A 12,195-nucleotide genomic window follows, 5' to 3' on the forward strand; every position below is an offset into this window, starting at 1 on the left:
ATAAAATCAAAATTCAGGAGTCTAACAATTATGGATTTAATAGAAAAAGAAGTGTCAAAAGAAGTTATTTTTAAGGGAAAAATCTTGGATTTAGAAAAATACAACGTAGAATTACCAGACAAAAACATATCAACCAGGGAAGTTGTCAATCATCCCGGAGCGGTAGCAATATTGCCGGTAGATAACGAAGGAAATATCTACCTCGTTAAACAATACAGATTCCCTATAAGAAAAGTATTGATAGAAATTCCTGCTGGAAAGTTCGATTCACCTAATGAGGACCCTTTGGAATGCGGTAAAAGGGAGTTAGCAGAAGAAATAGGAAAGAAGGCTAACAAGTGGATTGAATTAGGATACATATATACAACTCCAGGTTTTTCAACGGAAAAAATATATTTATATCTCGCCAAAGAATTCACTGAAGTTGGAGTCAATCCAGACGATGACGAGTTTGTTGAAGTCTTAAAGGTAACAACAAATGAAATGAAAGAGATGATAAAAAAAGGCGAAATTACCGATTCGAAAAGTATTTGTGCTTTCTACAAATATTTACTCCTTGAATAAGTGGGTGGGCAGCGCGGGTGAAGGGAAAGCCTTTTAAACTTCCTTAGAGGGTGGGCAGCGGGGCGAAGGGGCGCTAAAACAAGTTTTAGAGTTTCTAAAAACAATAAATTTATTTTGGAGGACGAAACAATGATCTCAAATACGGTAAGAACAAGGTTTGCACCAAGTCCAACAGGTTATCTTCACGTTGGTGGGGCTAGAACAGCGCTTTTCAACTATCTCTTTTCAAAAAAAAATGAGGGAAAATTTATCTTAAGAATCGAAGATACAGACATAGAACGTTCAACAAAAGAATCCGAAGATCAGCTTATAAATACCCTAAAATGGTTGAATTTGAATTGGGATGAAGGGCCTATAAATGGTGGAAATTATGGACCTTATCGCCAGAGTGAAAGATTAGAAATCTACCAACGAAGAGCAAAAGAACTAATAGAAAAAGGGAAAGCATACGAGGCATATATCTCACCAGAAGAAATAGAAGAAATAAAAAATAAGCTAATCAGCGAAGGTAAACCACCACATTATACCTATGATTTGATTTCAAAGTACAACACAAAGGAAAGAATTGAAGAGTACAATAGCAAAGGGTTAAAACCCGTTGTTTTTTTGAAGATGCCTCAAAAAGATTATGAACTTGACGACAAAATAAAAGGTAAAGTTATCTTTAAGAAAGGTTCTATAGGAGATTTTATAATTCTAAGAAGTAACGGTATACCTACATATAATTTCGCTGTCGTTGTGGACGATATAGATATGAAAATCACCCATGTTATCAGGGGGGACGATCATCTGCCAAACACTTTAAGACAAATGGCCATTTATGAGGCTTTTGAGGCTGAAACCCCGATATTTGCACATGTTTCAATGATCTTGGGACCAGATGGGAAGAAATTATCAAAAAGGCATGGTGCCACCTCTGTTGAAGAATTTATGGTCCAAGGATATTTACCGGAAGCAGTTGATAATTATTTGGCTTTGCTTGGTTGGTCTCATCCTGAGGGTAAAGAAATATTGCCCCTCTGTGAAATAATCAATAATTTTACTTTGGATAGAGTCAATTCGAGCCCCGCCATATTCGATGAGAAAAAATTAAAATGGATGAACGCACAGTATCTAAGAAATAAACCTTTAGAAGAAATCTATCAACTCGCTGAACCTTATGTGATTGGATCAAAACTACTAAGTAAAAAACAATATGAAGCGAACAAAAAATGGGTTATTAAATCTATAGAAACTATTCTTTCTTCTGTAGAAATACTTAGCGAAATACCCGAAAAAATGGAAGTTTTTCTAAAAGATGTATTTCCAGATACAAATGATCCTGAATTTAGAGAATATTTCAATAAAAGAGGAGTAAAAGAAGCTATCAACTTAGTTTATAAGTATTTCAGTGAAGATGACAGATGGGATGTACAAACTATAACAGAGAATTTAAAGAATGCCATGAGCGAAACCGACCCTCAAAAGAAACCATTTTACATGTCTTTAAGGAAAATTTTAACAGATTCATTTCATGGACCGGATTTGATAAATACGATATTTTTGCTGGGTAGAAACACTGTTTTGGAAAGGCTTCAAAGGGTGATAAAGATTTGAAACATCTTCCTACAATTAAAATATACGATACTTTGAGTGCACAATTAGTTGATTTAATACCGGTGAAAGAAGGCGAAATAAAAATTTATCTTTGTGGGCCAACGGTCTACAACTTGTTACATATTGGGAATGCTAGGCCTATTATAATATTTGATGCTTTTAGACGTTTTTTAGAATATATTGGTTATAAAGTTACGTTAGTGCAGAACTTCACCGATATAGATGATAAGATCATCGAACAAGCAAAAAAAGAGAAAATCCCTTTCGAAGAAGTGGGGAAAAGATACATAATAGAATATTGGAGAGACATGACGGCTCTTAAAGCACGAGCTTTTAATTTTCACCCGAAAACTACTAATTATGTTGAGGAAATCATCTCTTACATAAAAGAATTGGAAGAAAAAGGTTACGCTTATAAGGCTGAAAATGGAGATGTTTACTTTGAAGTGGGAAAATTTTTAAGATATGGAGAGTTATCCCACAGGAAGATTGAAGATCTAAAAGTTGGAATCAGAGTAGAAGTTTCTGAATACAAAAAAAATCCTTTGGACTTTGCCCTTTGGAAATCTTCAAAAGAAGGAGAACCGTTTTGGGAAAGCCCATGGGGAAAAGGCCGACCGGGATGGCATATAGAATGTTCTGTAATGTCTTCTGAAATACTGGGAGACACGTTCGATATTCATGCGGGTGGTAACGATCTTATCTTTCCCCATCACGAGAACGAGAGAGCCCAAGCTATAGCAAAAAGTGGTAAAGATTTTGCAAAATACTGGATGCACAACGGAATGATTCGTATGGCACAAGATAAGATGTCAAAATCCTTAGGGAATGTTTGGTATTTAAGAGACCTTTTGAAAAAATTTGATTCGGATGTCTTAAAAATTTTTATACTTAGCAAGCACTATCGTATACCTATAGATATTAGTGAAGAATTGCTTCATAACCAAGAAGTATCAGTTAATAGAGTTAAAGAATCTTTGAATGAAGCTGAAGCTTTCTTTAACAATAAAGTCCCTTATCCCAAAGAAATGTATTATTTAAAAGAACAAGAAGAATATCTCATTAGTAATCTTTCGAATGATTTTGATACTCCCTCAGTTGTAGCAAGAATTTTCGAATTATCGAGAGATTTAAACAAAGCGTTAAATTCACGTGATGAAGAAACAATAAAAAATAATTATTATATAATAAGAAATATTTATGGAAGTGTTTTAGGAGTTTTTGAAACTAATGAGCAAATACAAAAAAACAATGTAGAATTAAATCAACTAATGGAAATTATTCTAAACGTTAGATCTGTTCTTAGAAACGAGAAACTATATAACCTTTCTGACTATATAAGAGATAACTTAAGCAAAATTGGAATAGAAATAAAAGATACCCCGGAAAGTACAAAATGGTCTTAGGACTGGAGGTGCTCTTAAATAGACGTTAATATAATAAATTCAGTACTTGCCTCTCTCAAAAACACCTTTAAGATCATCACAAAGATGGATATTCAATTGCAAAAGCCCTATGTCGTTAAAGAAATTGAAAAACACTATGATGTGGTTACTAATATTGGTTTTACCGGTGAACTTGAAGGAAATATTCTTTATTCCTTTACCGAAAATGTAGCAAAAGATATTGTGAATAATATGATGGATGGTATGATGAAAATAGAGGAGATTAATGATATGGCAATTAGTGCCATAGGAGAACTAGGCAACATGGTTTCTGGATCCATAGGCACTAACTTAGAAAAATATGGTTATAATATAATTGTAACACCTCCGTCCGTATTCACTGGCAAGATTGTAAAAGTGAATTCTAAAGGTGCCATAATAGAATTTCCAGTTTACGTTTCTGGAGACAACCAGATGGATCTTTACTTTATTTACAGAGAAATACACAAGAAGTCTTAGAATGATGGAGGTACTTTAAAATTTTTTGAATTTTAGAAATATGGTTAAAGTGCATGTTTTATAGTTTCTAAAAACAGAAAAAAGTGTAGGGTAAGGAGGAAAATAAATGGCTAGAAAATGTGAAATATGTGGAAAAAGTCCGGCTAGTGGCAACACCGTTGCTAAATCAAAAGTAACAACCAGAAGGGTATGGAGGCCTAACCTTCAAAAGATAAGAGTGGTAACCGAAGAAGGCACAGTAAGAAGAATGTATGTTTGCACGAAATGTTTAAAATCTGGAAAAGTTCAAAAAGCATAAACAAAAATCGGTCTAAAATAAGACCGATTTTATTTTACATAATTTGGCGTGCCTGGCCGGATTTGAACCGGCAACCTCCGGATCCGCAGTCCAACGCTCTATCCAATTGAGCTACAGGCACATTGATAAAAAATGGCGGAGAGGGAGGGATTCGAACCCTCGGTAGAGTCACCTCTACACTTGCTTAGCAGGCAAGCGCCTTCGGCCACTCGGCCACCTCTCCGTAATTTTTGCTTCTTATTCAACCCTAAATATTATAGCATCGATATTCTCAACTGTCAAGGAAAGATTTTATAAAAATCCAGCGGGAACACTTTCCAGGTAAAACAACACCCCGAAAGGGGTTCAAGGAAAAGATGAAAGCTGGCTTCAAACACAAAATAAATTTAAATCAAAAAATGTTGTTAATTATATGTATATGTGATACAATTGTATTATATCGTACAACTGTGGAATTAAGGTGATTGAATATGTTGAAGACATACAAATTTCGTATATATCCAACAAACGAACAAATTGAGAAATTTAGCCAACATTTTGGACATACTCGATTTGTTTACAACCTATTCTTAGAGTTTGCTAACAAGGCATATAAGAATACTAAAACGTATACTAATTATTATATGTGGGCTAAAGTGCTTACGGTTCTTAAAAAAACTGAGAAGTATCAATGGCTAAACGATGTCAACTCTCAATCTTTGCAACAGTCCATAAAAGATTTAGAGACTGGGTATAAACGTTTCTTCAAGAAACAAGCTAAGCACCCTAAATTTAAAAAGAAATCAAGTAGGCAATCGTTTAGAGTTCCTCAACATATACAACTATATGAAAATGAGGGTAATGATAAATACGGTATTCTTTTCGTACCAAAGTTTAAAGAAGGTATTAAAGTAAGAGTCCATAGAAAAATAGATCCAAATGCAAAGATAAAAAATTGTACATTCGTTAAAACTCCAACAGACAAATACTTTGTGTCAATAACCTTTGAAGTAGAAGGTTCTTACCCAGAAAGAGATATAGATTACGAAAACTCAATCGGTATGGATATGGGATTGAAAGATTTTGTTGTATTATCCGATGGAACGAAGTATCCAGCTCTTAAAGTTTTGTCTAAGTACGAAAGGAGACTAAAACATGCATATAAAATTTTTTCAAGCAAAGAACAAGGCTCACAGAATTGGGACAAAGCAAAATTAGAAGTTGCTAGAATACATGAGAAAATAAAAAATACACGAGAGGATTTTCTGCATAAACTAACAAAAGAAATCAGTGAGAACCAAGCTGATCTCTTTGTTGTAGAAACTCTCAATATAAGAGGCATGTTAAAGAATTACCACTTAGCTAAAAGTATCTCAGATTCAGGATGGTATCAATTCAAAACGTTCCTAAAATACAAAGCAGAGAGATTAGGTAAAAAGGTAATCGAAATAGGAATGTTTGAACCTTCGTCTAAGACTTGTAGTGTATGTGGGTATAAGAACGGAGGTTTAAAACTTTCTGATAGAGAATGGATATGTCCTGAATGTGGAACTGTACATGATAGAGATATAAATGCTGCCGTTAACATTAGGAAGTTTGGATTAAAACAGGCATTCGCCACACAGCCTTACGGCAGATAAGGAAACAGCTAGTCGCTGTATAAACTGACTCTACCCCAGGAACTGGGGGATGTTAAGCCTTTGGAGACAGTGTAAGACGGATTAACCTTAAGAGGTGGAAGCCCGCCTCCCCGCTACGGTCGATGAATTAGGAAGCTTACCTCTTTAGAGGTAAGTAGTTCACTCTACCTTTACTATAGAGTATTTGAGACCTTTTTCATTTAAAAGATTATTGATCTTTTTAACAACAATCTCTCTACTATCAGAAAGGTTTTTAATTCCTCGAAATAAAATATATATATCTTGAGAATTATAACTTATTAAATCTTCTTGCCTGACGATCTTTTTTATTTCATTAATTAATTTGTCGTCAAAAGAAGAATGCATTTTAATCTCCACTAATAGGTGATCTTTATCTCTTTTAATTTTCTCAAGTTCAAGAACTATATCAAATAATTCTGACGACAAAAGGTTACCATTTTTTTCGTAAAATGCTGTTAATTCTCCATTATTCGCGCTGGGTGGAGAGAATGGAAATTCTTTTGCATGACCAAAAATATCTTTGTATTCGTTGAATAAACCTCTAGCTTTTTCAAGTTCATTGTTTTCTGTGTAGAATTTAATCAATCTTAACCAACTATCTTCTCTTTGTGAATAATAAAAAGCTTTTTGAAAATAATAATGCGCATCTATTGGGTTATTCATTTTTTGGTGAATATTACCCATTTCAATTAACATATCAACGTATATCCGTTTTAAATATTCCCTTTTTTCTCTTACCCATTCCTCGTGAACGTTTTCTTGTAACAACTCACCTTTGTATAAACTAACCGCCTTTGAGAACAAAAACAAACGTCTGTTGATTTCTTTCTCTTTGAAACCTTCGTCGCTTAACGCTAAAAATTCTTCAAAATCTATATAGATGTCCTTTGATTTATAAAACGTACAAAAATCTTCTTGTAGGCTTAATTCATTACTACTTAGTCCTAAATTTTTTCTAATATAATATAGTGTAGTATTTAAATTTTGCCTTGCGCTTTCATCGTCGAAACCAGGCCAAAATAGATCGTACAAATCATAGACGGAGACCTTATGGCCTTTGTTCAAAATAAGATATTTAAGAATCTCACGGGCTTTTCTTGATTTTAAATTTTCTATTGGTTTATCATCAAGGAAAATTTTAAAATCCCCCAACATATAAATTTTCAACATAGAATATTCTCCCTTACTTAAAAATCAATTCATCAATATTTTAGCACTTTTGATGATAAACCCAAAAATGTTAACGTATTTAAATCGATGAATATCTACTAAAATTCGTAGGAGGACGTAAAAGAAAAAGAAACGGTGTTAGAAACAAAGTTGTAACCACCTAAGGTCTTAAATTTAAAGTTAGATATTTGATTCAAAAAGCCTACAATTAAGGAAAAGTCGTACTGATTTTCCAAATAAGCAAAACCTAAACTAACAAAAAAGTTGTTGTCCATATTTACAGATTTAAATGTAGTGGAGTTTTTGGTAACTGTGAATGCAAAATCTCCTTTGAAATCAAAACTGTAACCCGAAAATGTGTAAGGTACAAATATTCCTTCGAATTCAAAAGAATCCATATAGGTTTTATCGGTTAAAAAGAGATAAAAGTTATCTTTTTGATAGTTAACACCAACTTTCAAACCTTTAAAAATTAGTCCAACATAGTAACCACCATTTTTGTAATCAAGTAAATTACTCATTCCAAAGAAAATTAAATCATTTAATTCCACTTTTGTTTCGGTAATGAACTCATCTTTATAATAAGAAAACTCGTTATAATAAGTTTTAAAAGTAATTTTATTCTTTTTTGAAATTTCTTTTTGGTCTGTAAATTCTAACTTTTCAACGTTGTTCACTTGAAGATAGATATCCAACGTCTTTTCTTCTTCCCCTTCTAAATAAAAAATAGAGGTGACATAGTTTTTCTTGTTTTTCAATAGGTCAATAGTATTTTCAAAGTGTATATTCACACTGTCAATAATAATTTTTGTTCTAACCTTATCTCCCAAGTCATTGAGAGGAGTGATTTCGAAAGTAGCTTCAATATTGCCTTTTGAATCAAAATTGAAAGTATAACCTTGAATAACAGCCACACTACCGAGCAGCTTTTCACTTCTTGTTCCGTTCTCCAAAAAAGAGTATAGCGAATAATTATACATTTGAGAACTTTGCGAAAAGGCAAGTGTATGAAAAATAAAAACAAAGAGTGTTAGTAGATAGATATACTTTTTCATTTTTGCTCAACCCCTTCAAAGGTCGGACTAGCAGTTAAAAATATCATCATCCTTTTACTTTCATCTTGATTTTGATTATCTCCAAATAAAAACCTAAAAAAAGGAAGATCTTTCAAAAATGTCGTTCCACCACTTTTTGAATAAAGCTGGCTCAAATCCAAATCAGCTATTAGCAAAATTTCGTTAGGGTTTAAATTGACCTTAGTCTCCAACTCCGATTCTGAAAGTAAATAACTATCTCTTTTAACTTCCATCAAGTTCGCTGTTTTTGTCCTAAAAGAAATTTGAATGATTTGTTCCCTCATAGTTGGAGTCATTTCTATTTCTATTCCACTCTCAATATTTCTAAATTCGTTTCTGTAGGTTGTAAAAACGATACTGTTCAAATTCTTCAAACTTAATAATGCCTGTTCACCTGGTAAAACATTGACAACCTGCTTAGTAACTAAATTTGCGGTTTCGTTCTTTTCATACATCTCTATTTCGGCTTCAAAAAGATCCTGTATAGAAAATCCAATTACCGGACTGGTAAAAGAAAAGCTGTTAATTATACCTTCTTGGTTTATGTTGAACACGTTGCCCTTTATCAAATCAGAGTATCTTTCGTTTGTTTCAACAATATAAACGGTTAATTCAATATACGGTTCGCCCTTATCCAACTTTTCAACCAGATCATTTATATAATCTATTGTATTTTGTGGAGCATACACCACTATTTGATTAGTTTCTTTGTTAGTTTTTATGTATTGGTGTAGATTTTCGGGAATCAAATTTAAAAATTTATCAACCGAAATATACTTTAAAGAAATCACTTGAGTTTCAGTTAAGTTCAGAAAATTATGGCTTTGAGGATCAGCTAACCCGACAAAATAAACATTTTCATCGATTTTTTTATAAGAGTAGCCTCCCGGAAGTAGCAGTATATTTAGAGCCTTTTCTAAACCCACTTCTAAAAAGTCCGCTGTGACCAAACCACTCACGTATTGATCTGTTAAAATCGTTATCCCCGTTTGAAGAGATATTTCGTTCAGAGCCTCTACTAAATCTGTGTTGTAAAAAGTTGCCGTCACTTTTGGTGCAGTAACTTCTTGAGAAAAGGCTGAAAAACAAATAAGTGACAAAATAACTAAAGATAGTGTTCTTTTTAATATCCTTTTTATCACATTAACTCCCCCTCGAAGACTTTTAACCTTTGTTCATTGTTATAAATAGTAAGGATGTATCTATAACCATCTTCTTCTAAAATAGGTACTTCTCCAATCAACATCGTTTCTTGGCTTGGTACTAACCATTCTTGACTAGATGGAAGAAGATCGTAAACACCTATACTCACACCATCGCTGTCTAAAATACTCAAACTTCCTTTAGGGATTATGTATCTCTCCCCTGTATTTTTGATCAACGCACTGAAAATTCCGCTGCCTTCTATTTTTTCATAATTTGAGCTCACTAACTCAACATCATAATTTGCTTCACCTATAACGGTCTCAACGTTGACCTTTTTTTGAGATAAAAATTCTCCCGATTCATCGTACGCATTTAGAACGATTTTGCCATAGTATGCACCATTTTCTACTTCTTTTGGTACGTTTATTGAAAGAATAACCCTCGATGTTCGTTGAGTGTTAACTGTAAAAGATGCCGGAGACCTCAAAGTGATCCATGATAACAAGGATTTATCTTTAGGTAAACTCGCAAATTCTTCTCCGCCAACTTGAACCGTAACGTTTTGATTGGACATATTTTGTAGATTTATAACGAAGGTTTTTACAGCACCCGGATAAAGATCATAACTGAACTCAGTATTGTCTAATATAAGTGCAAGTTCCGTTGGAGAAGTAAAATTAAATCCTTTTTCAGGGACGTTTATATCGTATGTAAACACCTTTTGCCTGTTGGAATAGTTAACAAAGAGGTTTATCTTGTACTCGCCAGGAGCTAACAAGTACTTAGGTTTAGCTGAAAATACAACTTTATTACCTTTTAGTATTCTTTGAGCGGTTATATTGTTTTTTTCCATGTAAGGAGATTTTAAAGGTAACCTTTCTATCATTCTGCCCGATTTATCTCTCAAGATAGCTTCTGCAGAAAGAACGAGGTCGTAACTTGAACCATTAGCAATGGTAGCTTCGATTACCGGTTTTCCTTCTTCATCCGGAACGACTTTCATATCTTCAGCTTCCACCCTTGTTATGACTGTTCCTTGCACATGAACTGTGATTCTTATCGCATACCTTATAATTATTCCTATCGTTCCACTCGTTTCAACTTCTGGGGTAATCATGAGGATAAAATTGTAAGTTCCAAAAGGAGCGTTTGAAGGAATATTTACACCCACTTCGATAGGTGTTGTAGAACGTGGAGAAACCGTGATGGAATTTGGAAACTCAATCCAATTTGAATATAGAAAGTTATCTGAAGTTGCCTTTACATAATCGAAATTTCCGGACAGATCCTGAGTCATTTGATAAAGCTCTATATTGACGTTTTGTGTGGTGTTGCCGCCAATAACGTTTATTGTGGCAACGAATTCTTCTCCTGCCCTGACGTCTTTTTCAACGGACAGGGGTGAAACGGTTATCTGAGCAAAAGAAAAGGTTGTAAAAAGTAAAAAAACAATTGATAGAATATAAAATTTCTTCATAATTAATACCTATCCCCTTTTTTTGTGTCAATTATACCATAATTTATAATTATGTATAATCTTTATGTATAATCTTTGTTTTTTTATTCACAAAAATATAAAACACCCTAATATTAATAAAATTACCCCTTTCGATTCGCACTTTTAGTAAAAGGGGTAATTGAAAAACCACAAAATATTTTTTATATAGGCTTTTAAAAACTTTTAAAGTGAAGCGGATATGGTAAAGGTAACGTCGGCAATCTTTGTGTCTGGTGGAACAGTTCCTAAATCTAAGTTGTCGATAACGTTTATAGTTGCTGTGGTGTTAAAAGTCGTACTTCCTGGTGCACCATTAAATGGGTTATCGGTATTTGGGGTTATTTGTAATAATTCAGCCCAGTCTTCGTAACCACTTACTGGGGCAACCGAAGAAGTAACAGTATAATTCACATTCGCCTCAGCTAATAGAGCTACGGTATCTTCAACGGTTGAATATGGATATGCTGGATCAAATTCTAAATTAAATTGGTTATCTGCATCATTTAGTGTCAACCTCACAAATGCTGGAACATTCAAAAACACGGGAACTGTAGTTGTAGTAGAATCGCTCGTGGCCTGTGCCAATCCTGAAACTGATACCAACATCACCATCATCAAAACTGCTAAACCTAAAATCTTTTTCATTCTTAACTCCACCCCTTTTAAAATTTTTGTTATTTTAAATTGCTATTATTTTTTCTAAATTAATTATACTTACATTAATAAAACCACAATAATTTTCAATAAAAATCCAATCAGAATTTATGTTACAATTTTAAAGGCTTGAAACTGTGATTTGAATGTCTCCGATTTTTCTTCCTGAAGCATTATATATCCAACCTCCCTCCACTAACCAAAAGGTTAAAGAGTACCCGAGGCTTCCAGGAGTTCCTTGAATTTCTTGAATTCCTATAGTTGTATCTTGTGAACTTCCTTCCTCTGATTCCCATAGATTTTCTCCATTTGATATCGATAAATGAGAAGATTTTATTACTAGGTTTGCCTGAGGATTTTCATGAGGATCTTGCAATACCGTAAATTCAGCACCTAAATTATATTCTACATTAGCTTCCACATTAAAAGTCAAACTGTCTTTAAAATTGTTATCAACATTTAAGTCTAAACGTGTTTTACTAAGATCGGTAATTTTCAAGTATTCAGGTACTGTTAAATATATAGGGACCGTAGTCTCTTCATCTATAGCAAATGAGATTGATGCAACAATAATTATAATAGTAAAAAATAATGAATATTTTAACGTTGAAACCATTACCGCTCACACCCTGAGTGAATTTTTTTAATA

Annotated in this window: 12 protein-coding genes and 2 tRNA genes; 6 read left to right on the top strand and 8 right to left on the bottom strand. The window is 33.4% G+C overall.

Features of this window, described 5'->3' with window-relative positions:
• Positions 1-30: 30 nt before the first annotated feature.
• The 5 genes from X929_RS01550 (at position 31) to rpmB (ending at position 4,362) form a co-directional block, all read left to right on the top strand.
• Positions 31-564 (top strand): NUDIX domain-containing protein, encoded by a 534-nt coding sequence (locus X929_RS01550; RefSeq protein WP_103066288.1) that lies wholly within the window; start codon positions 31-33, stop codon positions 562-564.
• A gap of 129 nt (positions 565-693) precedes the next feature.
• Positions 694-2,160 carry a glutamate--tRNA ligase gene (gene gltX, locus X929_RS01555; protein WP_103066289.1) on the top strand — a complete coding sequence of 489 codons (1,467 nt, stop codon included), beginning with the start codon at positions 694-696 and terminating at the stop codon, positions 2,158-2,160.
• A gap of 14 nt (positions 2,161-2,174) precedes the next feature.
• Entirely contained in the window at positions 2,175-3,566 is a 1,392-nt protein-coding gene (cysS, locus tag X929_RS01560; protein ID WP_169924910.1) for a cysteine--tRNA ligase, read from the top strand.
• A gap of 96 nt (positions 3,567-3,662) precedes the next feature.
• Positions 3,663-4,064, top strand: coding sequence for a chemotaxis protein CheX (locus tag X929_RS01565; protein WP_233186878.1), 402 nt, complete (start codon positions 3,663-3,665; stop codon positions 4,062-4,064).
• A 106-nt stretch (positions 4,065-4,170) separates the two neighbouring features.
• Positions 4,171-4,362 carry a 50S ribosomal protein L28 gene (gene rpmB, locus X929_RS01570; protein WP_103066292.1) on the top strand — a complete coding sequence of 64 codons (192 nt, stop codon included), beginning with the start codon at positions 4,171-4,173 and terminating at the stop codon, positions 4,360-4,362.
• 44 nt (positions 4,363-4,406) lie between these two features.
• Here the strand turns inward: rpmB and X929_RS01575 are convergent.
• Positions 4,407-4,483: transfer RNA gene (locus tag X929_RS01575), tRNA-Arg, on the bottom strand.
• 12 nt (positions 4,484-4,495) lie between these two features.
• Positions 4,496-4,585 (bottom strand) — tRNA-Ser (locus tag X929_RS01580).
• Between the two features lie 247 nt (positions 4,586-4,832).
• Here X929_RS01580 and X929_RS01585 point away from each other — a divergent pair.
• Positions 4,833-5,981 (top strand): RNA-guided endonuclease TnpB family protein, encoded by a 1,149-nt coding sequence (locus X929_RS01585; protein WP_103066293.1) that lies wholly within the window; start codon positions 4,833-4,835, stop codon positions 5,979-5,981.
• A gap of 159 nt (positions 5,982-6,140) precedes the next feature.
• Here X929_RS01585 and X929_RS01590 read toward each other — a convergent pair whose 3' ends face one another.
• The 6 genes from X929_RS01590 to X929_RS01615 form a co-directional block, all read right to left on the bottom strand.
• Positions 6,141-7,172 (bottom strand): AfsR/SARP family transcriptional regulator, encoded by a 1,032-nt coding sequence (locus X929_RS01590; RefSeq protein ID WP_103066294.1) that lies wholly within the window; start codon positions 7,170-7,172, stop codon positions 6,141-6,143.
• 98 nt (positions 7,173-7,270) lie between these two features.
• Positions 7,271-8,227, bottom strand: a complete 957-nt coding sequence (locus X929_RS01595) for a hypothetical protein (protein WP_103066295.1) — start codon at positions 8,225-8,227, stop codon at positions 7,271-7,273.
• Positions 8,224-9,390 carry a type II secretion system protein GspD gene (locus tag X929_RS01600; protein ID WP_103066296.1) on the bottom strand — a complete coding sequence of 389 codons (1,167 nt, stop codon included), beginning with the start codon at positions 9,388-9,390 and terminating at the stop codon, positions 8,224-8,226. Before X929_RS01600 ends, X929_RS01595 begins: the two co-directional genes overlap by 4 nt.
• Positions 9,387-10,871: a COG1470 family protein gene (locus X929_RS01605; RefSeq protein ID WP_103066297.1), complete on the bottom strand. Its 1,485-nt coding sequence runs from the start codon at positions 10,869-10,871 to the stop codon at positions 9,387-9,389. The genes X929_RS01600 and X929_RS01605 overlap by 4 nt, the downstream gene beginning before the upstream one ends.
• A gap of 204 nt (positions 10,872-11,075) precedes the next feature.
• On the bottom strand, positions 11,076-11,537 hold the full coding sequence (locus X929_RS01610; protein WP_103066298.1) for a hypothetical protein: 462 nt from the start codon (positions 11,535-11,537) through the stop codon (positions 11,076-11,078).
• Positions 11,538-11,667: 130 nt separating this feature from the next.
• Positions 11,668-12,162 carry a hypothetical protein gene (locus X929_RS01615; RefSeq protein ID WP_103066299.1) on the bottom strand — a complete coding sequence of 165 codons (495 nt, stop codon included), beginning with the start codon at positions 12,160-12,162 and terminating at the stop codon, positions 11,668-11,670.
• Positions 12,163-12,195 lie beyond the last annotated feature (33 nt).

It is taken from the genome of Petrotoga olearia DSM 13574, from assembly GCF_002895525.1.
In the GTDB taxonomy this organism is placed as follows: Bacteria; Thermotogota; Thermotogae; order Petrotogales; family Petrotogaceae; genus Petrotoga; species Petrotoga olearia.

Bases quoted from the DNA above. Each gene is read 5' to 3' on its own strand.
- X929_RS01595 (WP_103066295.1), bottom strand. From the start codon at position 8,227: ATGAAAAAGTATATCTATCTACTAACACTCTTTGTTTTTATTTTTCAT.
- X929_RS01605 (WP_103066297.1), bottom strand. From the start codon at position 10,871: ATGAAGAAATTTTATATTCTATCAATTGTTTTTTTACTTTTTACAACC.
- X929_RS01585 (WP_103066293.1), top strand. From the start codon at position 4,833: ATGTTGAAGACATACAAATTTCGTATATATCCAACAAACGAACAAATT.
- X929_RS01590 (WP_103066294.1), bottom strand. From the start codon at position 7,172: ATGTTGAAAATTTATATGTTGGGGGATTTTAAAATTTTCCTTGATGAT.
- rpmB (WP_103066292.1), top strand. From the start codon at position 4,171: ATGGCTAGAAAATGTGAAATATGTGGAAAAAGTCCGGCTAGTGGCAAC.
- X929_RS01610 (WP_103066298.1), bottom strand. From the start codon at position 11,537: ATGAAAAAGATTTTAGGTTTAGCAGTTTTGATGATGGTGATGTTGGTA.
- X929_RS01550 (WP_103066288.1), top strand. From the start codon at position 31: ATGGATTTAATAGAAAAAGAAGTGTCAAAAGAAGTTATTTTTAAGGGA.
- X929_RS01615 (WP_103066299.1), bottom strand. From the start codon at position 12,162: ATGGTTTCAACGTTAAAATATTCATTATTTTTTACTATTATAATTATT.
- gltX (WP_103066289.1), top strand. From the start codon at position 694: ATGATCTCAAATACGGTAAGAACAAGGTTTGCACCAAGTCCAACAGGT.